At 37.1% G+C, this 22,901-nt stretch carries 26 protein-coding genes; 10 read left to right on the top strand and 16 right to left on the bottom strand.

The annotated features are described in order from the left end of the window. Positions 1–104: 104 nt before the first annotated feature. From ACOH2D_RS02160 to ACOH2D_RS02150, 3 genes are all read left to right on the top strand, one after another. Complete coding sequence (locus tag ACOH2D_RS02160) at positions 105–347, top strand: hypothetical protein (protein WP_348039003.1); 243 nt, start codon at positions 105–107, stop codon at positions 345–347. Between the two features lie 89 nt (positions 348–436). Then, the gene (locus ACOH2D_RS02155) at positions 437–643 is read left to right on the top strand and encodes a type II toxin-antitoxin system RelE/ParE family toxin (RefSeq protein ID WP_348039001.1); all 207 of its coding nucleotides are present in this window, start codon (positions 437–439) and stop codon (positions 641–643) included. Positions 644–935: 292 nt separating this feature from the next. After that, a complete protein-coding gene (locus ACOH2D_RS02150; protein WP_449534245.1) occupies positions 936–1,721 on the top strand; it encodes a TonB family protein in 786 nt (261 codons plus the stop codon). Positions 1,722–1,727: 6 nt separating this feature from the next. On the opposite strand, the gene ACOH2D_RS02145 is transcribed toward ACOH2D_RS02150, so the two are convergent. Next, positions 1,728–2,351, bottom strand: a complete 624-nt coding sequence (locus ACOH2D_RS02145; RefSeq protein WP_348038997.1) for a thioredoxin family protein — start codon at positions 2,349–2,351, stop codon at positions 1,728–1,730. A gap of 90 nt (positions 2,352–2,441) precedes the next feature. Here ACOH2D_RS02145 and ACOH2D_RS02140 point away from each other — a divergent pair, with 90 nt between their 5' ends. After that, positions 2,442–3,005, top strand: coding sequence for a DNA-3-methyladenine glycosylase I (locus ACOH2D_RS02140; protein ID WP_449534244.1), 564 nt, complete (start codon positions 2,442–2,444; stop codon positions 3,003–3,005). Positions 3,006–3,074: 69 nt separating this feature from the next. Here the strand turns inward: ACOH2D_RS02140 and aat are convergent, their stop codons facing one another. The 3 genes from aat to ACOH2D_RS02125 form a co-directional block, all read right to left on the bottom strand. Next, positions 3,075–3,719, bottom strand: coding sequence for a leucyl/phenylalanyl-tRNA--protein transferase (aat, locus tag ACOH2D_RS02135; RefSeq protein WP_348038993.1), 645 nt, complete (start codon positions 3,717–3,719; stop codon positions 3,075–3,077). A gap of 98 nt (positions 3,720–3,817) precedes the next feature. Next, complete coding sequence (locus tag ACOH2D_RS02130) at positions 3,818–4,192, bottom strand: DUF3127 domain-containing protein (RefSeq protein WP_348038991.1); 375 nt, start codon at positions 4,190–4,192, stop codon at positions 3,818–3,820. Between the two features lie 69 nt (positions 4,193–4,261). Then, the gene (locus ACOH2D_RS02125; protein WP_348038989.1) at positions 4,262–5,131 is read right to left on the bottom strand and encodes a flavin reductase family protein; all 870 of its coding nucleotides are present in this window, start codon (positions 5,129–5,131) and stop codon (positions 4,262–4,264) included. Positions 5,132–5,307: 176 nt separating this feature from the next. Here ACOH2D_RS02125 and ACOH2D_RS02120 point away from each other — a divergent pair, with 176 nt between their 5' ends. After that, on the top strand, positions 5,308–6,459 hold the full coding sequence (locus tag ACOH2D_RS02120) for a sensor histidine kinase (RefSeq protein ID WP_348039049.1): 1,152 nt from the start codon (positions 5,308–5,310) through the stop codon (positions 6,457–6,459). A 183-nt stretch (positions 6,460–6,642) separates the two neighbouring features. Next, positions 6,643–6,816, top strand: a complete 174-nt coding sequence (locus ACOH2D_RS02115) for a hypothetical protein (protein WP_449534243.1) — start codon at positions 6,643–6,645, stop codon at positions 6,814–6,816. A 10-nt stretch (positions 6,817–6,826) separates the two neighbouring features. Here the strand turns inward: ACOH2D_RS02115 and ACOH2D_RS02110 are convergent, their stop codons facing one another. After that, positions 6,827–7,216: an HIT family protein gene (locus ACOH2D_RS02110; RefSeq protein WP_449534242.1), complete on the bottom strand. Its 390-nt coding sequence runs from the start codon at positions 7,214–7,216 to the stop codon at positions 6,827–6,829. A gap of 250 nt (positions 7,217–7,466) precedes the next feature. Beyond that, the gene (greA, locus tag ACOH2D_RS02105) at positions 7,467–7,943 is read right to left on the bottom strand and encodes a transcription elongation factor GreA (RefSeq protein WP_348038983.1); all 477 of its coding nucleotides are present in this window, start codon (positions 7,941–7,943) and stop codon (positions 7,467–7,469) included. Between the two features lie 152 nt (positions 7,944–8,095). On the opposite strand from greA, the gene ACOH2D_RS02100 reads away from it, so the two are divergent. Continuing rightward, on the top strand, positions 8,096–8,518 hold the full coding sequence (locus tag ACOH2D_RS02100) for a Rieske (2Fe-2S) protein (protein ID WP_449534241.1): 423 nt from the start codon (positions 8,096–8,098) through the stop codon (positions 8,516–8,518). Here ACOH2D_RS02100 and ACOH2D_RS02095 read toward each other — a convergent pair. The 8 genes from ACOH2D_RS02095 to ACOH2D_RS02060 all read right to left on the bottom strand — a co-directional run bounded on the left by ACOH2D_RS02095 (position 8,515) and on the right by ACOH2D_RS02060 (position 16,856). Next, positions 8,515–10,980 carry a TonB-dependent receptor gene (locus ACOH2D_RS02095; RefSeq protein ID WP_449534240.1) on the bottom strand — a complete coding sequence of 822 codons (2,466 nt, stop codon included), beginning with the start codon at positions 10,978–10,980 and terminating at the stop codon, positions 8,515–8,517. The two genes, ACOH2D_RS02100 and ACOH2D_RS02095, sit on opposite strands and share 4 nt — an antisense overlap. A gap of 584 nt (positions 10,981–11,564) precedes the next feature. Continuing rightward, the gene (locus ACOH2D_RS02090; RefSeq protein ID WP_348034988.1) at positions 11,565–11,714 is read right to left on the bottom strand and encodes a hypothetical protein; all 150 of its coding nucleotides are present in this window, start codon (positions 11,712–11,714) and stop codon (positions 11,565–11,567) included. A 119-nt stretch (positions 11,715–11,833) separates the two neighbouring features. Continuing rightward, positions 11,834–12,238 (bottom strand): alternative ribosome rescue aminoacyl-tRNA hydrolase ArfB, encoded by a 405-nt coding sequence (gene arfB / locus ACOH2D_RS02085; RefSeq protein ID WP_348034989.1) that lies wholly within the window; start codon positions 12,236–12,238, stop codon positions 11,834–11,836. A 115-nt stretch (positions 12,239–12,353) separates the two neighbouring features. Then, positions 12,354–13,907: a DUF4301 family protein gene (locus ACOH2D_RS02080; protein WP_449534239.1), complete on the bottom strand. Its 1,554-nt coding sequence runs from the start codon at positions 13,905–13,907 to the stop codon at positions 12,354–12,356. Then, entirely contained in the window at positions 13,904–14,470 is a 567-nt protein-coding gene (locus ACOH2D_RS02075) for an AAA family ATPase (RefSeq protein ID WP_348034991.1), read from the bottom strand. Before ACOH2D_RS02075 ends, ACOH2D_RS02080 begins: the two co-directional genes overlap by 4 nt. After that, a complete protein-coding gene (pnuC, locus tag ACOH2D_RS02070; RefSeq protein WP_449534238.1) occupies positions 14,431–15,063 on the bottom strand; it encodes a nicotinamide riboside transporter PnuC in 633 nt (210 codons plus the stop codon). The genes ACOH2D_RS02075 and pnuC overlap by 40 nt, the downstream gene beginning before the upstream one ends. A gap of 133 nt (positions 15,064–15,196) precedes the next feature. Further along, on the bottom strand, positions 15,197–15,934 hold the full coding sequence (locus tag ACOH2D_RS02065; RefSeq protein ID WP_449534237.1) for a phosphoglycerol geranylgeranyltransferase: 738 nt from the start codon (positions 15,932–15,934) through the stop codon (positions 15,197–15,199). Positions 15,935–16,232: 298 nt separating this feature from the next. Further along, positions 16,233–16,856 carry a 4'-phosphopantetheinyl transferase family protein gene (locus ACOH2D_RS02060; protein WP_348034994.1) on the bottom strand — a complete coding sequence of 208 codons (624 nt, stop codon included), beginning with the start codon at positions 16,854–16,856 and terminating at the stop codon, positions 16,233–16,235. Positions 16,857–16,923: 67 nt separating this feature from the next. Here ACOH2D_RS02060 and ahcY point away from each other — a divergent pair, with 67 nt between their 5' ends. Further along, positions 16,924–18,240, top strand: coding sequence for an adenosylhomocysteinase (gene ahcY / locus ACOH2D_RS02055; RefSeq protein ID WP_348034995.1), 1,317 nt, complete (start codon positions 16,924–16,926; stop codon positions 18,238–18,240). A 123-nt stretch (positions 18,241–18,363) separates the two neighbouring features. Here the strand turns inward: ahcY and ACOH2D_RS02050 are convergent, their stop codons facing one another. After that, positions 18,364–18,558, bottom strand: coding sequence for a hypothetical protein (locus ACOH2D_RS02050; RefSeq protein ID WP_348034996.1), 195 nt, complete (start codon positions 18,556–18,558; stop codon positions 18,364–18,366). 75 nt (positions 18,559–18,633) lie between these two features. Between ACOH2D_RS02050 and ACOH2D_RS02045 the strand changes: the two genes are divergently transcribed. Both ACOH2D_RS02045 and ACOH2D_RS02040 read left to right on the top strand, forming a co-directional pair. Further along, on the top strand, positions 18,634–19,671 hold the full coding sequence (locus ACOH2D_RS02045; protein ID WP_348034997.1) for a DUF4369 domain-containing protein: 1,038 nt from the start codon (positions 18,634–18,636) through the stop codon (positions 19,669–19,671). A gap of 237 nt (positions 19,672–19,908) precedes the next feature. Next, on the top strand, positions 19,909–20,379 hold the full coding sequence (locus ACOH2D_RS02040) for a very short patch repair endonuclease (RefSeq protein ID WP_449534236.1): 471 nt from the start codon (positions 19,909–19,911) through the stop codon (positions 20,377–20,379). Positions 20,380–20,466: 87 nt separating this feature from the next. Here ACOH2D_RS02040 and ACOH2D_RS02035 read toward each other — a convergent pair whose 3' ends face one another. Beyond that, entirely contained in the window at positions 20,467–22,590 is a 2,124-nt protein-coding gene (locus tag ACOH2D_RS02035; protein WP_449534235.1) for a S46 family peptidase, read from the bottom strand. Positions 22,591–22,901 lie beyond the last annotated feature (311 nt).

Below are 22,901 nucleotides of genomic sequence, written 5' to 3'. Positions count from 1 at the left end.
ACTATTTAAGCTTTTCTCTTAGTTAGACGCATATATTTATGTCCTGCGGCATTAGGAAAAATCAACAAGATTTCGGATATTTAATATTATAAAAGGAATAAATAATGGAAGCTATTGATAAAATAAGAAACCAATTAATAGACAAAATTCTATCCGTTAAGAACAAAGACCTTCTGAAAGCTATAGATAAATTAATTACCTCAAGCACTTCTGAATCAGAAATCGTAGCGTTAACTGACGAGCAAAAAACCATGTTGGAAATGAGCGAAGAGGATATCAAGAATGGTAAATTGATTTCCCAAGAAGCTATGGAGAAACGAAATACTGAATGGCTAAACGCAATGTAGTTTGGACGAGAACAGCCGACATACAGTTGGTCGGGATTTTGGAATATTGGGTCAAGAGAAATGAATCGAACTTCTAATCAAAGAAGCTTTTGAAATTAGTTATCCAAAGAACGGAGCAAATCGCTGAAAAACCATTTATCTACAAAGCGACTGATTTTAAAAATGTAAGAATAGCTTCAATAGGAAATTATAGTATTTATTACAAAGTAACGAACGACCAAATAATTATTTCTGCTTTTTGGGATAATCGACAAGATCCAAAAAAGCTTTTGAAAATTTTACCAAAAATGCATTAACATTCCATAAATAGCTATTCATAATGACTTCATCCAACTCTTTCTAAGATTCTCTCATATTTCGAAAAATTTAAATATGCAAAAACCAAAATAATTCACAATTATTCCTGGTCAAACCCTTTAATCCCATCGTTAACACACCCAATTTCAGTAGAAAAGGATTTGGTTATAAGGAGGAAGAAATATGTAAAGTGCATCTATATCCCCAGAGTTTATGTTGTTTTAAACTTTTTCACTTACTTTGACGTATATTCATGCACATTACATTGAAATTTATTGAAATCTATTTTTTTTGGAATTTGTAGAAAAACATAAGGCCTTTATCATTACCGCATTAATCAGCGGTACACTTGTGCTTGCGCTGTTTGCTGTGGGCATCAAAAAGCACGCGGAAATGGTTACCGAAAGTTATTATGAATTGCCTCCGGCCTTAACCCCTGAAGAACAAAAAATATTAGAAGCGTTAGCCATGACGGACCCTAATATTTCAGAAACCAATAAAGCCTATAATTCGGAGAATGAATTTAAAGAAATGATGAAGAACTTCAAGTCTGTGAGTTCTGATGATTTCGACAAAAACGCTAAAAAAACAGAAACCGAAGTTACTGAAACTCCAGAAGAAGTATCAGATGTTCAAAATACCCCGGCTGCTCAGGATTATTCGTTAAATGAAAATGAACTGTCTTCCTACAGTAAAATCAATAATGTAATTGCCATGCGATCTGCTGAAAAGCGACAGGCAGCCAAATCAAACGGCAACAATTCCACCAATAATTTAACAAACAACTCTGCAGTTAATACCAATAGTAGCGTATCCTATAGCTTGGTTAATCGCAAGGATAAATATTTACCGCCGCCAGTTTATTTATGTGAAGAAGGTGGAAAAATCGTGATCAACATTTCCGTAAATGCTTTAGGCGAAGTCACTGAGGCTTACGTCAACAGCTCCTCCAACTCAAAAAATGCTTGTTTAACTGAAAGTGCCCTTCAATATGCCAACGAGGCGCGATTTAGTCCTGATGCTTCCAAAATCAAGCAAATAGGTTCTATTACCTATTATTTTAAAGGAAAGAAATAAATCTTTCTAAACTACTCCCAAAAGCAACAACAAATCGGCAATGGTACTTTGACCTTTATCTTTATTGTACCACATTTGCAAGTTCTCCTTCAATTCATCGGTTACGGCACCATGTTTCGTGATATAATCTTTAACCAGCGAAGTAGCAACATTTGGTCTGGGCCCAAAAGTATTCAAAACTTCACCTGACGTATTATCAATCATGATCAACTTCGGAATCGATTTTCCTCCATTAGTCAAAAATTGCTGCATAATTGCATCATTTTCATCACGCAATACCAATCTCAGCTTAATATTTGGGTTGAGCTCGGCAGCTTTATTGATTACAGGAGTAACATGTGCCGCATCGCCACACCAGCTTTCAGTAAGCAGTAACCAAGTAATATCGCCTTTAAATGCTGCAATTTTTTCCTGAGCTTCAGCCGATACTTTGATGGTCTTATCCCAACGCTTCATCCGCTGCTCGTTTAACGCCGTATAAGCCACCATCTCTTCGCTTTTATCCAATCCTGTAGTGGATTTTGTAGCCACTAATTCCGTCATTAACAATCGGTAATCTTGGTAAGACATACTATTGTTTAAGCCTTCTTTTATGATGCTTTTTATTTCGTTGTGTGTAATCGTATGCATAATTATAATTTTTTGCAAATTTAACCCAATTTTACATGATATTGGGTAACAGTTGTTACATTAGTAGTTCAAACTGATATCTCTAAAAAAATGGAAAAACAACGCTGTGGTTGGTGCAAAGGCGATGCGCTTTATGAGCAATATCACGACATTGAATGGGGTGTTCCAGTAAAAGATGATGCTATACTTTTCGAGTTTTTGCTTTTAGAAACCTTCCAGGCAGGGTTAAGCTGGATTACCATTTTAAGAAAGCGCGAAAATTTCAAAGCAGCCTTTGACCAGTTTGATTATAAAAAGATAGCGCAATACAAACAAGATAAAATTGACAGTTTACTTCAAGATGCAGGAATTATTAGAAATAAGTTGAAAATTCAGTCCGCAATTAACAATGCCGTAGCATTTATGACAGTTCAGGAGGAATTTGGTTCCTTTTCCAATTATCTATGGGGATTTATAGATGGCAAACCGATCAAAAACAAGGTCAAGAATTATAAAGAAGCCCCTCCAACAACTGCGCTAAGTGATATCATCAGCAAAGATTTAAAAAAACGAGGCTTTAAATTTGTGGGATCAACGGTCATTTATGCCAATATGCAGGCTGTAGGTATGGTTAACGACCATGAAGTGGATTGTTTTAGATATAATGAAGTTTAAAGAAACTCAATGCTCAAAAAATCAAATTCCAAATTCCAACAATTTGGCCAGGATTTGAAATTTGGATTTTTAAAATTTGGAGTTTTTTTGGAGATAACTTAAAAACTCATCACGTCGAATTTCCTCAGCACCCAAACTATCCAAATGCTTGGTGTACACTTGGCAATCGATAATTCTATAATGAGTGTGTTGAATAAAACTGATAAAAGCCACCTTGCTCGCATTGCTGACTTTGGCAAACATACTTTCGCCACAAAACACGCCGTTGCCCAAATCAATACCATAAAAGCCACCAACCAGTTTCTCATTTTGCCACACCTCCACAGATTTCGCATATCCTAATTGATGAAGCTCGGTGTAGGCTTTGATCATCTCCTGTGTAATCCACGTACCTGCCTCTCCTGATCGCTTTGCTCTGGAACATTCGGCAATCACAGACTCGAAATCATTATTAACCGTAACGGTAAAATCTTTATTGCGAAGTACCTGAGCCATGCTTTTCGAGACTTTTAATCGGTCAGGAAATAAGACAAATCTGGGATCTGGCGTCCACCACAAAATCAAATCTTCATCGCTATTGAACCATGGAAAAATGCCGTTTTGATAGGCCAAAAGCAATCGCTCGGCAGACAAGTCGCCACCTACAGCCAACAAACCCTCTGAAGTGGCTTGGTTTTGGTTTGGAAACTCTAACTTATCTGTAAGTAAAAACATTTCTCGTGTATTTTTAAAGGCTGAATATGACAAAAAAACCCCAATGCTTGCCACATTGAGGTTAATTTATGAGATTTCCACCTTCGCGGAAAGACTAATTAAAATGGTAGATCGTCGTGATCGTCCTGGTTTAAATCGCTTGCTGCGGCAAACGGTTGTGCAGGAGCTGCTGGAGGCACACCACCAGAAGTAGCATCTTGTGCACTTTCAATTCGCCATCCTTGGATAGAGTTAAAATATTTAGTTTCGCCTTGTGGATTGATCCACTCTCTTCCTCTCAAATTGATGCTCACTTTCACATTTTGACCAATGTGATAGCTATTTAACAAATCTGTTTTATCCTGTACGAACTCAACCATAATATGTTGCGGATATTGCTCTTCAGTAGTCACTACCAACTCTCTTTTTCTGAACCCACCACTTCCAACAGTTTGAGTTTCTCCTATCATTTTGACTTTTCCTTGTACTTCCATTTGACTAATTATTTAATATTACTATTTTCTATTCTTATTACTATTTTCTAATTCTTCGCATTTCTTATTTTACGAAAGCAGCAATTTCCAAGCACTGTCCACATCTCCATAACTCAGATAGTTTCTGGCCATTTTTTGTTTTTGGCGATGTGTCATCTCATTAATATCGGCATGATGCTCACTCATATTTTTAACAAATTCTGCAACCGTCTCGGCCGTTGGTAAGGTTTCAATATTACCTAACATCCCTAAATCATTGCCCGTAAAAATCATACTATTTTTAATCGCATCAGGCATCGCATCAATACCAATACCTCGTGTTTGTAACGGCTTTGGAACTTCGAAAAAGCCCGTTTTTGCTCGACTATAAAAATCGCCACCAGCCCTTGCCACCAAATCCAATTTTTCTTGGTCGATGACCTGATTACTATCCAAAACATCTTCAGAAATATGCAATTTTATGACTTCGCAAATGATTAAGTTTCCCGCACCACCTTCAGTTCCTAATTTAATAATTTCATTGACCTTACACTCCATTTGAATAGGCGATTCCGCAACTCTAAACGGCTTAATAAGATCTGATTTTAACATGGTCAAACCAGCTTTATGAAATTCATTAATCCCTTTCTCGTATTCTGTGCTACTTAAAGAGGCTTGATGAACGAGATCATAATTCACAATATTAATGACTACTTCCCTAGTTGCTTCCACGTTTTCCAAAGTGTGTTTTACACTGTTGTCTCTTACCCGTCTTGCAGGAGAAAAAATCAGTATTGGCGGATTCGCACTGAACACATTAAAAAAACTAAAAGGCGATAAATTCGGATTCCCATCAACATCCATAGTACTTGCAAAGGCAATCGGGCGCGGTGCTACAGCACTCAGCAAATAGCCATGTAATTTACCTGTAGACAGATCTTTAGGATCAAAACTTACCATCTCAAAAAATTATTAAATGCAAATGTAACCATATTGTCAAACCTACAAAAATGATTTAGAACAAGAATCAAACAATAATATGAACATTATTGCATTAGGTAAGTTACGCTTAATAAATTTTAGTTTAAAGATTTTCTATTTGGCGAATTCTTTAAGTATATTTAAAATTACAAATGATGTCTTACACTATGAACCGACATATTTTACGGTGGACAATTATAGCCTCGTCTTTTATTATCATCTCGCTAATTTTATGGAACACCTATATCTTTTTTCAAAATTTTAAAGCCGAAGAGCGCATCAAAATGCAAAATTGGTCATTTGCGCAATCTGAACTCCTCAAATCTGAAACCGATGAAAACGTCGATCTGACCCTGAAAATCTTAAGCAGCAACCATACGACGCCTATGCTAGCTATTTATAAAGATGGAAGTTTAGGAACTTATAATAATATTGATGAAAAAGCCATTAAAAATCCTGTTACCGTAAAGTATCTCATTGAAAAATTTAAAAGTGAAAACAATCCTATTGACGTCTATTATAACAAAGAAATCTATTATACCATTTACTATGGCAACTCACCATTAATTAATAAACTGAAATATTACCCGCTAGCCTTATTGCTCATTATTGTGCTATTTGCCGCGGTGGTTTATTTCTTTTATCGCAGCTCCAAAATTGCAGAACAAAACAAACTATGGACCGGAATGGCCAAAGAAACGGCACATCAAATTGGCACTCCACTATCGTCATTGATAGGCTGGACCGAGATTTTACGCTCTGAAGATGTCAATCCTTCTTATCTTTTAGAAATTGAAAAAGACATTTCACGGCTGCAGACCATTACCGAACGCTTCAGCAAAATCGGCTCCATTCCAACGCTCATAAAAGCGGATATTGTCAAAGAAACAGTGGAATCCTACGAGTATTTAAAAGCGCGTTCCAGCACCTTAATTGATTTTAAAATTGAAGCGCCAGAACATCCCATTTATGTCGATTTAAACACCCAACTTTACAGTTGGACCATTGAAAACTTAGTAAAAAATGCGATTGATTCCATGAAAGGAAAAGGCGGATTAAAAGTAAGCATCATTGAAAACGAAAAAGATGTTAGAATCACGGTAACCGACTCCGGTAAAGGCATTCCAAAAAGTTTATTTCACAAAATATTTGAACCTGGGTTTACCAGTAAAAAACGAGGTTGGGGCTTGGGACTATCGCTCGCCAAACGAATTGTTGAAGATTATCATAACGGCAAAATAAAAGTCCTTCATTCAGAAATAAACAAAGGAACCACCATGCAAATCTCATTAAAATTAATTCCGTAAATTTGGCCCATGGATCCAAGGTTTTTCACTCTGCGCGAGGTCGAATTAAATAATAATTGTCCGGAATGCTATTCCCAAGACGGATTGCAATTGACCTTTAAACAACGGTTTATTGAAAATTCCTTCTATAAAGCCATTTCGAAACAAACGTCACACTCTCTTTTTTGTAACACTTGTAAAACCATGATTTTTCCGGTACGATGGACCGACGATATTGAGCGGGTTTTTGACTATCAACAACGGGCAACACCTCCAAAACCTGCTTCATTAAAACTGAAAACACTGTCGTGGATTTTAATTGCAGTATTGGTCGGTATAGCAATAACCTCAGCAGTTTTGGTCCTAGAGGTTTTTTAAGAATTAGATTTTATAATCGGTCGGAAATTCTTTTCGCTAGCGCTTCAAACTCCCCCTTATCCAATTGAACTTTCTTCGTAAAACGAATATCGTCCATAGTATGCAGCGGAATTAAATGCACATGCACATGTGGCACTTCCAATCCCACAACCGACATCCCCACACGTAAACAAGGCACTGCTTTTTTCATGGCAATAGCCACGCTTCTTGAAAACTCCATCAGTCCGACATAGGTGTTCTCATCCAAATCAAAAAGTTGATCGACTTCAATCTTAGGGATACAAAGCGTATGCCCAGGTGTATTGGGATTCACATCTAAAAACGCCAGAAAATCTTTCGTTTCTGCAACTTTGTAACATGGAATTTCACCATTAACTATTTTTGTAAATATTGATGCCATTTGTTGTGTGGTGTTTGTTGTTTAATTGAAATTCTTTATTCTTTATTCTTTATTCTTTATTCTTTATTCTTAAAAAATCTCCCTCACTTTCTACCCTCTAAAATCTATATTCTATCCTCTTAGGATAAATATAAAAAGAAAATTCCTGTTAGAATTGATCTTAACAGGAATGTTGTGTTTATATAATTTTTAAAGGTCATCTACAGAGATTAGATTCACTGAACCTAAAGGCTTCCATGCTTTGCAGGGGTTATTCTCTTGAAATGTCTAAAATCTCAAATTTCAGAATGCCATTTGGCACCTGGATATCGGCAACCTCTCCAACCGTTTTACCCAAAAGACCTTTTCCAATAGGCGAATTGACCGAAATTTTGCCTGACGCCAAGTCAGCTTCACGATCAGCTACCAAGGTGTAGGTCATTTCCATCCCGTTGGTTTGGTTTTTTATTTTTACGGTCGAAAGCACCAATGCTTTGGTACTATCCAATTGCGATTCGTCAATCAAGCGCGCACTCGACAGCATGGCTTCAAGCTTAGAAATTTTCATCTCCAACATGCCTTGTGCCTCTTTAGCAGCGTCGTATTCGGCATTTTCACTCAAATCTCCCTTATCCCTAGCCTCACCAATTGCGCGTGATGCTCTTGGACGTTCTACATCTTTTAAATGATTGAGTTCTTCTCTCAATTTTTTCAGACCTTCTGCAGTGTAATAAGATACTTTACTCATAATTTCTTCGTTTTACTGTATATAAAATATGCTGAAACCCCGTTTTGGAGAACAGCATAAAAAAATCCCGCTTCCACGAGATATAAAACAAATATACATAATATTTATGTCAACTTTGATATTGTTGTAAATTGCAATACAATTTATTTCTGATGAAACACTTTTTTTTAATTATCAGCTTGATGTTCTTAACGACCTGTAGCAGAAACAATAGCGATGCAAATTGCAAATTCCTGGTCAACGCCGCTGTGAATGTCACACTCAATATGAATTTACCACAATACAGTCAACTGCAGTTTACCAGTAATTCTGTTTATGTGGCCAATCAGGGAAATAAAGGGGTCATCGTTATGAATGTTGGCAGTGGCTTTCGTGCTTGGGATGCTGCTGATCCCAACCATGAACAAACCAGCTGTTCCTTACTTACAATTACTGGCGCCAATGCAGTTTGTGGCTGCACTGACGCCAATACTTATAGTTTATTTACAGGAGGTTCCATTGGCAAACAATTACCTTGCGGACTCAAGGAATACCGCGTATCCAGATCCGGAAACTCCCTTATTGTTACCAATTAGAATTTTAAGGTCGCTCCAATCAGAAAGTTGGTGGTAGCCTGCGGAAAATAGCCAGCAACTTCTATCGTGGTCACTTGGTTTGGATCAGTGTCTTTATCATCATAGGTGTAATAGAATCCATTGGAAACATATTTCTCATTGAAGATATTATTGACCAATCCGGAAAACAGAATCGATTTAATAAACGGTTTTTTCGGTGAATCATCTTTAGATTTCAAAACCCATTCGTAAGTCACATTCAAATCATTGACAAAATAAGCATCTAATTTAGATTTCTGAGAATCGGTATTTCCCATAAACTGTTCACCCACATATTTGCTCAATAAACTGATCTGAAAATAGTCTTTGGGCTGAAATGTTAAAGCATTTGATGCCACGACATTTGGGGAAAACGAAATGTTTGTTTTGCCCAAATCGACCAATTCGCCATCAAGTTCAACCACTGTCTTTTTTGCTTTATTAGAACTCACAGTCACACTTGGCTGCAAGCGCCATTGCGAAGTCAATTGCAGTGATGCTTCCAATTCTAACCCTAAACGGTAACTATCGCCACTATTGGTTCTGATTGCGCCACCAGTATCATTAAGTTCTCCCGTCAATACCAATTGTTCATTATACAACATATAATAAGCATTGGCATTCATACGGAATGTGGATTCCTCATACCTCCAGCCCATCTCAAAATCGTTCAGTTGCTCTGGCTTTACGTCGGCATTATTTTGATAATCCTTGCGGTTCGGTTCACGATTGGCTCTTGCATAAGAAAAGTACAAGGCGTTTGCTGGATTAAACTGATAGGTCAATCCGGCTTTTGGATTAAAGAAATTGAAAGTTTCGTCAAGCTCCATAAGCTCGACATCCGAATTTGTCCCTGTTGTATTATAACCTACATTTCGGAATTGCAGATCGCCATAAAAGCTCAACTGCTCGTCAATATTAAAGGTTGCCTTTGCAAAGACACTAGCATCTATTTTCTTTCCGTTACCATCATAATACCGATGTCCTTTTGGTGTGTTTCCTGCGTATTGTGCCCAAATAACCTCCCCGAAATGATCGCCACTATAGGTGCTAAAAGATGTACCAAAAGACAGATTTAAGTTATCTTCTTTATAATTGGCATTGGCATTAACCACATAAAAATCGTTGTCCAACCAACGACGACGCACCAAATCACTTTTACTAATGGTTTCTCCACCCAGCACGATAATATCCATGCCATACTTAACTAATTTTTGATTTTCTTTATACTGCTCAAAAAACCCTAGACCCTTGGTGTAGTTCAATCCTAAAGTGGTCGACCAGTTTTTATCCAAACGCTCGTTCCAATGTAATTGGTAATGACTCTGACTGTAATCATCAATTTCATTATCATAAAACTGAATGTTTCCATCGGCATCAGTGTACATTCCAGCGGTATTAAATGTTCGGTCATTTTTTAAAAGATCTAAATCTTCCAATCCATTCCAAGCTTGATACGTGATTTCTTGACCGCCAAAAACTACGGCTTTAATCAACCGATTGGTATCCACGTAAGCGCCTTGAAGGAAATATGATTTCAGATTTGATGTTGCACGATCGATATAGCCATCAGATTTGATGTTTGACAATCGCCCTGAAATATCGAAATGGTCATTTAAACGTCCGGTGCTGAATTTGACCGTGTGTTTGTGCGTGTTATAACTTCCGAAGCTATTCGCGATTTCGGCACTAGCATCGTTAGACACCCCTTCGGTAAGCACGTTAAGACTCGCTCCAAAAGCCCCAGAACCATTGGTTGAAGTTCCTACACCACGCTGCAATTGCATGCTTTCGGTTGAAGACGCAAAATCACTCAAGTTTACCCAAAACGTTCCCATGGATTCCGCATCGTTAAACGGAATCCCGTTAATTGTGACGTTGGTCGATTGTGCATTAATCCCACGTATACGTATTCCGGTATAACCCACACCAGCTCCAGCATCTGTCGTCGTTACCACCGATGGTAAAAAGTTAAGCAGCATTGGAATATCCTGACCGAGATTTCGCTTTTCTAAATCTTCTTTAGAAATATTAGAATGCGCAATCGGCGAATTTGCACCGACACGAACAGCATTGACCAAGACCTCATCTAAAATTTCTGCATGCTCATTAATGAGGATATCCAACACTAAATCTGCAGTAAGATCAAAGGTTTTTTCGACAGGCCGTGCTGTGAGATACCGGATTTCCAAAGTGTGTTTTCCTTTAGGTAATTCCAAATCATACTGTCCGTTAAGATCGGTTTGCGTCCAAGCTTGGCCAGATTTCAACTGAATGCTCACGCCAGCAAGTGGCTCAGCATTTTGTTGGGTTACGCGACCAGACACGCGATAGTTTTGCGCAAAAGCAGTGAAGCTAAGCGACAGCAAAACAAAAGATAAAACAAGTTTTAAAGATGGTTTGATTCGACTTTGAGCCGATCGACTTGCGAATAGAGTTTTCATTCGAATAAAAGATTTTAGACGAATAAAAAGAGGTAATTATTCTTATTATTAATTTGATTTTTATTTGTTTCTACAACGTCTTCCGGACGACAAATTCGAAACAAATAAAATTAATGGGCGACTATCGCCTTTTCCTAAACAGCATTACCTGTTCTAGGTTCAATGGGTATGATCTCAGCCGAAAAGATTGTTGATTGTTGAATTATGATTGTTGATTTTCTGAACGTTTGTATTCATCAATCTTCAATCGTTACTCTTCAATCTTCAATTTATCAAGCACCCCTTTTTTGAGAACAGTACAAAGATAGGAATGAAATAAGAATTAAAAAGTAAGAATGAATAATTTTTTAATCAACAGAATTGGAGGGGGAAATTACTTTGAGAATACTCAGGAACTTTTCTCGCAGAGACGCTGAGGCGCAGAGGAAAAGGAATTAGGAATGAGGTATTAGGGATTAGTTGCAGCTCAACCATAATCAAAATTCCTCATATTTTTCATTGAAGATCAGTAGAAATCAGCGTGCTACAATTTCTCTCGCAGAGACGCGGAGACGCAGAGGAAAAAAGGCATTAGGAATGAGGGATTAGGGATTAGCTGTATCTCCACCATAATCGAAATTCCAAATATATCTCAGTGAAACATCTGTATAGATCAATGAAACAGCACGTAGCAATCCGCCCAAATTCGTGTAGTTCTCGCCGAGCTCCTGAGACCCAAAATATTGATGAGCCAAAGGTTTTTAATGCCCCGTAGACAAGGCCAACTGAATACTGTGACTGAGACTGAGACTGCTGACTGAAGACTGCTGACTGAAGACTGCTGACTGAATTCTGCCAACTGCCGACTAAAAACTCACTCCAACTCCGGCGGCTTCCGATTCGCTTTTTTATCCGATATTTTTCGCTTTGCTTTCAATCGTTTCCTGACGACTGATCGTGGTGTTTTTGTTGCAATACGTTCTTTCGGAATAAATAATCCGTCTTCAAGGAGATTAAAAAAACGTTCAACCACCAGTGTTTTATTTTTATGTTGACTTCTGCTTTCTTCACATTGAAGCAAAAGGACATTATCTTTAGTGAGCCGATTACTGAGAGATTGCTTTAATAGCTCTTTTTCATCATCTGTGAGACCTAAGGAAGCTTCCAAATCAAATATAAGCTCAACTTTAGAAGAGACTTTATTGACATTCTGACCGCCAGCACCTGAGCTTCTAACAGCTTTAAATTGTAATTCGGATTGTAGAATGTCTTTATTCATGATTTATTTTTAGACACGGATTTCACGGATTACACCGATTTTTAAACAGAGTTCATATTGGATTTCTTCTCTCCAATTGACTGCCGACTGCACACTGAGAACTGCCAACTGAAAACTACTTAATCTGATGCGTCGGCTTCAACAAATCGGCAACGGTTTTTACAGGATTAAAAGTGATCAGCGGCACCTCAACAAAAATGGTGTTCCATCGTGCCATACTGCCGTTCCAAAGTCCGGGTAGTTCTAGAGCTTTTAATTCTTTACCCGCGCTTGTTTTCATCGTTATAAAAGCTGTCGTGGGATCCACAAATTTCTGTAAATCAAAAACTTCGCCTTTATAATTTTTGATGCCACATACCAAGTCCACCGGATTAAAATGTGTGGCATTTTTCAGGATCTCCATTTGGGCTTTACTCTCATGATCTATTTGTGCAGATTCCACAATTTGAAGCGATATTTGACCACTTTCTTCCTTTACCCAAAACGGGCCACCACCAGGTTCGCCTTCATTTTTTACCATGCCGCAGATGCGAATTGGCCGGTTTAATTTTTCAACCAGATACTCGATTTGATATTTAGTGGCATATTTATGAAATTCGATATTAAATACCACGTATAACCTATTCACCAAAAATTCGGCAATTTCAGAAATATCCTTTTCTGAGACCTCTTCATTTTCGAGAAGATTCAAATAATCAAAAACTTGATGTTGGATTTCAAGCAACATCCCAGCCAACATCTTTTTATATTCGGCAACTTCATTTTCATATTTGTAAACCACGACATTGTCAATGTTCTTAATAAAAATCACATCGGCATCCAATTGGCTCAAATTCTCTAAAAGTGCGCCATGTCCAGATGGTCGGAACATTAATTGCCCATCCTCCTCTCGGAAAAAATCGTTATCTGGAGTTACCGCAATCGTATCGGTGGATTCCTTCTGATAGGAAAATGAAATATGAAACTTAGTATTGGTTTTACGTTCCACGATTTTATGAACACGTTGAAATTCATGATCAAAACTATTTTTATGACGTTCAGAAATTGTAAAATGTAAAATCGCAATGTTGTTTGTAGAAGCATAGAGTGCCGCTTCAAACAAATGCTCCACAAAAGCAGTCGCCAAATGGTCTTTATACTCATGAAATGGCAATAAGCCTTTGGGATAAAATCCGTAATTCATTTTATCCTCATCCAACATGGTTTTAACAAATAACAACTTTTGCTTATCGTCGGAAAAGGACTTATAGTCTGGATAAAACACCTTCAATTGTTCAAGAACCAATTCATAAAATGGCAACTTTTCAATCCCCACAAAAAACAGGGACAAATCCAAGCCCTTATTCCTATTGATAAATGAATTTATGGTTTCAGTCTCCGGTAAATATTCTTCAATAAACTTGAACAAGGTTTTGAACATCCGTGTAGCCGCACCAGAAGCAGGAACAAATTTTGATATCGAAATAGTATTCCGTTTAGCTTCAAAGTAATTGATATAATCGGCCTTTTCAGCTTCGGAGCATCTTACAATTCCATTATCTATTGTTGCTGCTGAACTCAGATTTACGAAAGGCACACCGGTTTCAAAAAGCTCAACTTGCGATTGAACCTTGGCTAAAGTCAGGCCTTTATTTTCAATTTGTCGTATGTCGTTTTCTGTAAATTTCACGTCTTATTTTTTATAAGTTCATCAATTTGATCAATGGCAGACGTCAAGCGCTCTTCCATATTTCCTTTTAACAAAACATAGGGTTTATTGTAGGTTTTTAAAGCCTTTTCAAAAGCCAAAAACATGGTTTCCCGTTCATGTGGCTTGTCTCTTAAAGCATCAGCCTCCCACGGAATGTCAATATAGGTCAAAAAATACAAATCGTAAATGTTTTCAATCGCATATTTCTCTAAATCAGGATCACAGACGCCGCCATAATACGCTTCTGAATAGACTTTTGTCTCCAATAAATCGGTGTCACAAATGAGTAAGATGTTCGCTTTTGGGGTGAAGTAGTTTTCAAGTCGCATTTGCCCTTCAGCAATTGGCAACACATCATTTTCGGTCAATAATTTGTTGTGCAACAATTGTTCCTCAGCATAAATACGGGAATATTCAGGCACAAAAACAGTATTATAATGCTCAGCCAGCTGCCTAGCCAAAGTGCTTTTTCCTGTAGATTCAGGGCCAAACAAAACTACTTTTAGGCAATTTGATGGGTGTTGTCTAAGGTTTTTTTCCATTGTATATAGCCTTGAATAGCCAAAATTGTAAAGATGACGTACTGTAACGATAAAATCCCCAATCCTCTATACGCATACAGCGGAATGGTAATAATATCGGCGATAATCCATAAGGTCCAGTTTTCCAACTTTTTATTGGCCATATACCACATGGCCGTAAAGAAAATTCCGGAGGTGAAGATGTCTATATAATTTGGAATCTCCAGGTCAAAATTAGAGCCAAAATAAATGAAATAAGTCACTAGCATGGTTAATAAAAATAAACCGATCCCTATTAGTTTTTCATTTCTTGTGGTTCTAGAAATGGGTACAACAAGTGTATCCCCTTTTTTCCGAGACCAGTTCCACCACCCATAAATACTCATAACAGAATAGTAAAGGTTCATCGTCATATCGCCGAGATATTGATTGATATACAACAAATACACGGTAATAACAGTGCAGACGATTCCCGTAGGATACACTAAAATATTTTCGTTTTTAGCATACCACACACTTAAAACCCCAAAAACAAACACGATGACTTCCAGAACAATTTGTGATGTCGGCGCATTGCGATAGGCGTCCATAAAAAAATCGAAAATGTGATTCATAGTTTTATCGGTCAGGTTTTACAATTTCTGCGCAGGCAGGAATCTTTTTAGACAATAGAGAATAGAATATAGACAAGAGACCAACTTGCTAATTCATAAAATTATATTGTTTTTATTCTTTTCTCTTGGTTCATTATTCTTTTTTTATTTCTTTAAAAAATGCTTCATCCAGCTCAAACGCCGTTCCAATGACGACGAGATCAGCACCAGAAGCATAGGCGTCATCCAATTGTTTTTGAGTTCTGATTCCGCCTCCAACAATTAACGGAATCTGCAATTCATTTTTCACCGCTTTAATTATTTCGGAATTTACCGGTGCCATCGCTCCACTTCCTGCTTCAAGATATACGCATTTCATACCCAAAAGTTCCGAAGCTTTAGCGGTATCAACAATCTCCTGAATGTTTTCTCTTTTTAAAGGTTGGGCTTGAGTCACGCGCTCAATAGCAGTTTCTTTACCGTTTTCGATTAATAAATATCCTGTGGGAATGATTTCAAGTTGCATCGTTCTTAAAACGGAAACCGCTTCAACTTGTTTACCAATCAAATACTCCGGATTTCTGCCCGACACCAAGGATAAAAACAGTAAACCATCAGCATGAGACGATACTTGTGACACATCGCCAGGAAAAATAAGAACAGGCAATGACGTCAATGGTTTCAAATTTTTGATAAGTACATCTGTTTTTTGATTTTCGTCCGTACTTCCGCCAACAAAAACATGCGTGGCTTTGGATTTATTTAATTTGATCATAAAAGATGGAACATTCTCAAGTTCCATTTTATCAGGATCAATCAAGACGGCCAAAAGTTTTTCTCCTTTTGCAATAGAGTTTAATATATCTTGATATAAATTTTTCTTTTTAGCCACGAATGCACAAATGTTTTTCTATCCTTTATTGAACTTTTTGATTAGTGTTGGCCTTTTTAATTAATAAATTCATTGTTAAAAATATCCATCAACTTTCTTTCTGTTATCAGTCATTGGCTACTATCATCAATCAATCATAAGCTTAAATATAGAACTCTCTGATTTGGCAGATTTTCACTGATTTTCATTTGATTATGTTTTAATCTATAAATCCTCCTCATCCCTAATGCCTAATGCCTAATGCCTAATGCCTAATTTAAAAAACACTACCCTCTATTTTCTACCCTCTACCAACTCATTAGCAAACATAAGCGCAGGTAAATCCTTCAAATTCAAAAAAGTGAGTGTTGTATCTATATTTAAAATCTTTATAGTCAATCCACGCCACAGTCTCTTCATCTTTGATCATAAAAGGAATGACCAAAAAATGCGTTCGGAACAACATGCCCGGCGTTGCAAACAATTTGTATAAAGATTCTTTAATGCACCAAATGACGGTCAGTTTATTGATATAATCTTCAGCGGAACTGTCTAAATAATCGCGTTCATAACCAATAAATTTATGAGCGATGACAGCGATTTTCTCCCGTTGTTTTTCGATGTCAATTCCTACTTCGTTATCACTGATAATAACTCCAGAAAATGTAAATGAATGGGTAATGGAAATGTGTTTCCCGTCTTTTAAATGGGGCTTTCCGTTTTCGTCATAATACAAATCGGCATCGGTATATCCAAATTCAGCCAAGAGATGACGCACACTTAAAAATCCGCGTCGGTGTAGGTCACTTTTCATGCTCAAAACGCGGTTCATGCATGTTTCCGTTAAGGTAATAGGCTGCATCAGTTCTTCGTAAGACTCAGTGATTTCCCAGATTTTAACAGTAGTTTGTGAATTTGGAGTAATGGTTTTATATAAAGGCATTTAAGTTCTCGCAGTTATTATTTATCTTTGCAGTCGCATAACGAATTATAGAAACAAATATACAATTATGAACACAAAAACAATGCCTTACGTACCTTATAAAGTCAAAGACATGTCCCTTGCAGCTTGGGGAAGAAAAGAAATAGAATTGGCCGAAGCCGAAATGCCAGGACTCATGAGTCTTCGTGAAGAATATGGCAGTTCTCAACCACTTAAAGGCGCACGTATTGCAGGTTGTTTGCACATGACCATTCAAACGGCAGTTTTAATTGAAACTTTAAAAGCTCTTGGCGCTGAAGTGACTTGGAGTTCATGTAATATTTTCTCAACTCAAGATCAAGCTGCAGCTGCGATTGCTGAAGCTGGTTTCCCTGTCTATGCTTGGAAAGGCATGAATGAAGAAGAATTTAACTGGTGTATTGAGCAAACCTTGTTTTTTGGTGAAGACCGGAAACCATTGAACATGATTTTGGATGATGGTGGCGATTTGACCAACATGGTATTTGATAAATATCCTGAGTTAATGGCTGGAATCAACGGACTTTCTGAAGAAACAACTACAGGTGTTCACAGACTTTACGAACGTATGAAAAATGGCACTTTATCTATGCCTGCCATCAACGTGAATGATTCGGTAACCAAATCAAAATTTGACAACAAATACGGCTGTAAAGAAAGTGCAGTCGATGCTGTGCGTCGTGCTACAGACTTGATGTTAGCTGGAAAACGCGTTGTGGTTTGTGGTTATGGTGATGTTGGTAAAGGTACCGCAGCGTCTTTTAAAGGTGCTGGAAGCATTGTAACCGTTACTGAAATCGACCCAATTTGTGCATTGCAAGCGGCGATGGACGGTTTTGAAGTCAAACGTCTTGAAACTGTGGTTGCCAATGCAGATATCATCATTACAACAACTGGAAATAAAGATATCGTTCGTGCTGAACATTTTGAAGCGATGAAAGACAAAACTGTGGTTTGTAATATCGGTCACTTTGATAACGAAATTCAGATGGATTGGCTAAACAAAACGCATGGTGCTTCCAAAGTAGAAATCAAACCTCAGGTTGACAAATACACCATCAATGGCAAAGACATTATCATCTTAGCGGAAGGTCGTTTGGTAAACTTAGGTTGTGCTACTGGCCACCCAAGTTTTGTGATGAGTAACTCATTTACCAACCAAGTTTTGGCACAAATTGAATTGTGGACCAACAGAGACGCTTACAAAAACGAAGTGTATATGTTGCCGAAACATTTAGATGAAAAAGTAGCGTTTTTACACTTGGCTAAAATAGGTGTAGAATTGACTGAATTGAAAGAAGACCAAGCAGAATATATTGGTGTAGCGGTTGAAGGTCCTTACAAACCGGAATACTACAGATACTAATAGAAGCGTCATTGCGAGGAGCTTTTTTTCGACAAAGCAATCTTTCAAAGCGTCATTGCGAGGAGCGTTTTTACGCGACGAAGCAATCTCATGATCAACCTATAAAACCAAAATCCCAAGCAATTACTGTTTGGGATTTTGTCTTACTTGGGCAATTGCTAAAGCACCGTTCTCAATTATGATGAGAATTAAATGCAAGGCCATTTTTTTTTGGGCAATTGCTAAAGCACCGCGCTTTCCGCTGTATCTTTTCTTTTTTAAAAGAAAAAAGAAAAGGATACCGCTGCAATCGCTATTGCGAATAGGGTATTCTTCCACAATCTCTCATTTGAATTTTAATTTATAAAAATTACAGTAAATTTATACTTCGGAAGAAACCAGACAAAACCACTTATGAAAAATATAATTACGCTATTAACCATCATTTTAATAATCATTTCTTGTAAAAAAGAACAAAAGGAAACTAAAAAAGAGGGCTTCAACTTAAGTGTAACTGCTAAAAATTTTCCTGATAGCACTAAGGTGATTCTTTTCAATAGAGACATCGATAAAAACATAGATTCTACTTATGTGATAAATGAAAGTTTTAAATTTTCAGGAAATGTCGATTTACCCTCACTTTGTTACTTATTCTTTTATGACCTTGAAAATAAACCGATAGACCATTACAAATATCTATTTATAGAAAATAAGGATATTTCAATTGTTGGGGAATATTCAGATTTTTTTAACGCGAAAGTTAGTGGTTCAGATCAATCAGACTTACTAACTAAATACTATTCCATATCTGACGCTAGTGAGAAATCTAAGAAAGCCTCTAATCAACTCGATTTCCTGTATGCAAATGCCAATAACCAAATGGCATTAAACCATTTATTGTACAAGAAAAAAGAAATTTCAACAGACAGTTTATTATTGTTTTACCAAAGACTCGATTCTGTAAACTCAAACTCACCAAAAGGACAAGAATTGCTAGCATATTCAAAAATAGTTCAGCTTAAAATCGGAGATAAATTCAGGGATATTTGGGGAAAAGATTTAAATGGCACTAAACATCAATTATCAGACTATCATGGCAAAATCATCCTATTAGATTTTTGGAGTCCAGACTGTCCTTATTCTAGTGAACAACACAAAAAAGAATTGCCACAATTAGTTCAAAAATACAATCCAGAAGATTTCATTATCATCAGTTATTTTATTGACACAGAAGCAAAAGACTGGAAAAAACTAAGCGAAGAAGATTATAGCAACTGGCTGCATATTTCGGATTTACAAGGAATGAAAGGTGAAAACATTTCAGAATATGATATTACAGGAACTCCAAACAGTTTTTTAATCGATAAGAATGGAATTGTAGTCAAATCCTTCGTCGGCTTTTATGAAGGAGAACATAGGATTGAAAATGAAATTAATAAATTGATGAACTAATCAATATGCGCTAAAATGTCATAGGTATTTAAACAGACCCAACACTTATTATATTCGTGAAATTTATAGTAAATAAATTATGCAGGCATTCTCATAGGACGACTGAATTTGTGAAAATTCGTGAAATTAGTGTCCAAATTTTTAGAAGCTAAAGCGAAATACACTAAAGTGCTACAGTTTTTTTACTCAATTTGAGAATAATAAAAAAAAGGGATTTTCGTTTAGATAATTACAATAATGACCTACGTTGAACCCAACATAATCGTCCCAAGATTTAATGAGGCTTCAGGTTTTTACACCACTAAGAAACGCTCAAAAATCATGAGCAAAATTCGCGGAAAGAACACCAAACCTGAGCTGTTATTCAGGAAGGCGTTATGGAAAAACAACGTTCGCTATCGAATAGATAGCAAGAAATTACCAGGAAAACCAGATATTTCCATCCAAAAATACAATTTGGCAATTTTTATTGATGGCGAATTTTGGCATGGTTACCATTGGGATGAAACTAAGAACGTCATCAAAAGCAATCGCGCGTTTTGGATTCCAAAAATTGAACGCAATATGCAACGTGACAAACAAGTCAATAAGGAACTTTTTGAAAAAGGTTATACCGTATTCCGGTTTTGGTCAAAGGAAATCCTGAACGACTTGGACAAATGCATTAATGATGTTTTGATGTTTATTGCTACGGGAGAAAACACATAATTCAAGCAAATTTTTCATAAAAAAAAGCCCTTTCAAAATCAATTGAAAGGGCTTCGTTTTAAATGGTCAGTTTGATTGTCAATTCGACTATTTCTTTTTCTTAGTCTTCTTACCTTTTTTAGCATCGGTTTTTGGACGCACTAAGGTCATTTCATCAATCAAGTGTTTTGCACCGGCATATTTATCAACGATAAAAAGTACGTAGCGCATATCGACCATAATGTTTCTACAGATTTCAGGATCGTAGTACATATCACTCATCGTTCCTTCCCAAACACGGTCAAAATTCAATCCGACTAAATTACCATAAGCATCAATTGCTGGACTTCCTGAGTTTCCACCCGTCGTATGGTTGGTTCCTAAAAAGCACACCGGTACTTTTCCAGTACTATCGGTGTATTGTCCGTAATCCTTTTTCGCGTATAACTCCTGTAATTTTTCAGGAACGTCAAACTCGTAATCGCCAGGAATATATTTTTCCATCACGCCATCTAAATATGTCAAAGGCTCATAATATATGGCATCTCTTGGCTCATAACCTTTTACTTTACCATAAGTAACACGCAACGTACCGTTAGCATCAGGGAAATAACGCTGCTTTGGCAACACCTCCATTAAAGCCGTCATATACTTCTGTTCCAGTGTATTTATTTGCGGGTTCAGCTCTTGAAATTTAGGTTCAATGGTGGTATAAAATTCAATGATATAAGGCTTAAGATATTGATAAGCCGCATCGTTATTCAGTTTTTCCAAAACCTCTGTCGAATTACCTTCTAAAACTTTTAAAGCACTTTCCTGATTCGTGAATGCCGTTTTATCATAAATAGAACTGTCAACATTATCCGTGTACATCGGCATTACTTCTTCAAAAACACCTTTATCTACTTCGGCATTATAGTTTTTGTAAACCCCTTTCATGCGTCCAATATTCGCGTCTCTTTGTTTTTCAAAAGCCTCCTCGCTATTAGCCGCCGCCGCTTCAAGTTGCACAAGATTAAAGATCATTGGCGTAAGCTCATTGGTTCTTAAAAAGACTTCCATAAAACTGGTGCGCTTCACGCTGACGTCTTCAATTTCATTGTAAAGTCGCTCAAGTTCTGGCAAAACAGTTCCGTATTTAGCTTCCAATCCTTTAGCTTTCATTTGCTTTGTAAATTCAGCTTCCTGTGCCTTCTTTATAGCAATCGCACCACTTTTTTGAATCCCTAAGTTTTCGCCTTGCCATTTTTTCCAGGCATTGGCAATTCGGGCTTGTTTTGAGGCATATTGAATTCTGATCTGATCATCGACCATCATAAAGGCGTCAATCACTTTCAATGCCGCTGTTCTAATAGCAATAGCGGTTGGATTGATTTTCTCAACAGTTTGCGCAATGGCAACGGCAGGTAGATACTCATCCGTAGTACCAGGAAAACCAAAAACCATCGTAAAATCGTCTTCACTCACGCCATCTAAAGATACCGGCAAAAAGTGTCTTGGTTTAAACGGCACGTTATCTTTTGAATAAGCTGCCGGACGGTTATTTTTATCAGCATAAATTCTGAACAATGAGAAATCGCCCGTATGACGTGGCCAAACCCAGTTGTCGGTATCACTTCCAAACTTTCCAATGCTTGATGGTGGAGCTCCAACCAATCGGATATCGGTATAACGTTCGGTAACGAAAAGAAAATATTGGTTGCCTTTATAAAACGCCTTGATTTTAGTGTCTTGCCAAGCTTCTTTTTTAGCCGCTTTTTCAATGGCAGCACTATTACTTCCTCTTTTTGATTGCTGCGCTCTGTCAGTCATATCATCAGTAACGCCTTCCAAAACCTGTTTGGTAACATCTTCTATTCTGACAATAAACTCAATATATAAGTTGTCATTTGGCAATTCTTCATCTAAGTTCATTGCCCAAAAACCATGCTGTAAATAATCGTTTTCTAAAGATGAATGCGACTGAATTTGACCAAATCCACAATGATGATTGGTCAAAACCAAACCATTGTTCGAAATAACCTCAGACGTACATCCTCCATTAAAATGACCAATGGCATCCTTTAAGCTCGAATTGTTAACATCATAAATGTCCTTGGCCGAAAGCTTACTACCAAGACTTTGCATTTCGTCTTCATTCATTCCTTGAAGTAAGGACGGAATCCACATTCCGCCTTGTTGGGCAGAAACTTGAAATGCAATAAAAAGAAATAAAATTTTGAAAATTCTCATATCTAAAATTGTTTTTTTTAAGATTTCAAAGATAGGGAAGCAACTAGTAATTCTGAACTATTTATGTATGTAAAAGAATCAAGACCGCTTCGCTTTTAGAATCAAGAACCAAGACTTGACCCTTTAAAACTTGAAGATTGGAATTTAAAATCAAAATTCAGAACAAACTAATACACCCAGAGAGAGAGGTAACGTAATAGTGTGAAGTCATAATTTATGAAAAAACACCATGAATAGACAAATTTCTATATTTAATTCGTGTATTCGTGGCCAACGAAACAGAAGAGCATCTTTGTCAACCTCAAACAAAA

The organism is Gelidibacter sp. (assembly GCF_053579655.1).
Note: the sequence above shows the minus strand (reverse complement) of the source record. Positions and strands in the feature narration are given on the sequence as shown.

Coding starts and splice junctions, on each gene's coding strand:
- ACOH2D_RS02160 (WP_348039003.1), top strand. CDS start 105: ATGGAAGCTATTGATAAAATAAGAAACCAATTAATAGACAAAATTCTA.
- ACOH2D_RS02145 (WP_348038997.1), bottom strand. CDS start 2,351: ATGCATACGATTACACACAACGAAATAAAAAGCATCATAAAAGAAGGC.
- ACOH2D_RS02140 (WP_449534244.1), top strand. CDS start 2,442: ATGGAAAAACAACGCTGTGGTTGGTGCAAAGGCGATGCGCTTTATGAG.
- aat (WP_348038993.1), bottom strand. CDS start 3,719: ATGTTTTTACTTACAGATAAGTTAGAGTTTCCAAACCAAAACCAAGCC.
- ACOH2D_RS02130 (WP_348038991.1), bottom strand. CDS start 4,192: ATGGAAGTACAAGGAAAAGTCAAAATGATAGGAGAAACTCAAACTGTT.
- ACOH2D_RS02125 (WP_348038989.1), bottom strand. CDS start 5,131: ATGGTAAGTTTTGATCCTAAAGATCTGTCTACAGGTAAATTACATGGC.
- ACOH2D_RS02120 (WP_348039049.1), top strand. CDS start 5,308: ATGTCTTACACTATGAACCGACATATTTTACGGTGGACAATTATAGCC.
- ACOH2D_RS02115 (WP_449534243.1), top strand. CDS start 6,643: ATGATTTTTCCGGTACGATGGACCGACGATATTGAGCGGGTTTTTGAC.
- ACOH2D_RS02110 (WP_449534242.1), bottom strand. CDS start 7,216: ATGGCATCAATATTTACAAAAATAGTTAATGGTGAAATTCCATGTTAC.
- greA (WP_348038983.1), bottom strand. CDS start 7,943: ATGAGTAAAGTATCTTATTACACTGCAGAAGGTCTGAAAAAATTGAGA.
- ACOH2D_RS02100 (WP_449534241.1), top strand. CDS start 8,096: ATGAAACACTTTTTTTTAATTATCAGCTTGATGTTCTTAACGACCTGT.
- ACOH2D_RS02095 (WP_449534240.1), bottom strand. CDS start 10,980: ATGAAAACTCTATTCGCAAGTCGATCGGCTCAAAGTCGAATCAAACCA.
- arfB (WP_348034989.1), bottom strand. CDS start 12,238: ATGAATAAAGACATTCTACAATCCGAATTACAATTTAAAGCTGTTAGA.
- ACOH2D_RS02075 (WP_348034991.1), bottom strand. CDS start 14,470: ATGGAAAAAAACCTTAGACAACACCCATCAAATTGCCTAAAAGTAGTT.
- pnuC (WP_449534238.1), bottom strand. CDS start 15,063: ATGAATCACATTTTCGATTTTTTTATGGACGCCTATCGCAATGCGCCG.
- ACOH2D_RS02060 (WP_348034994.1), bottom strand. CDS start 16,856: ATGCCTTTATATAAAACCATTACTCCAAATTCACAAACTACTGTTAAA.
- ahcY (WP_348034995.1), top strand. CDS start 16,924: ATGAACACAAAAACAATGCCTTACGTACCTTATAAAGTCAAAGACATG.
- ACOH2D_RS02045 (WP_348034997.1), top strand. CDS start 18,634: ATGAAAAATATAATTACGCTATTAACCATCATTTTAATAATCATTTCT.
- ACOH2D_RS02040 (WP_449534236.1), top strand. CDS start 19,909: ATGACCTACGTTGAACCCAACATAATCGTCCCAAGATTTAATGAGGCT.
- ACOH2D_RS02035 (WP_449534235.1), bottom strand. CDS start 22,590: ATGAGAATTTTCAAAATTTTATTTCTTTTTATTGCATTTCAAGTTTCT.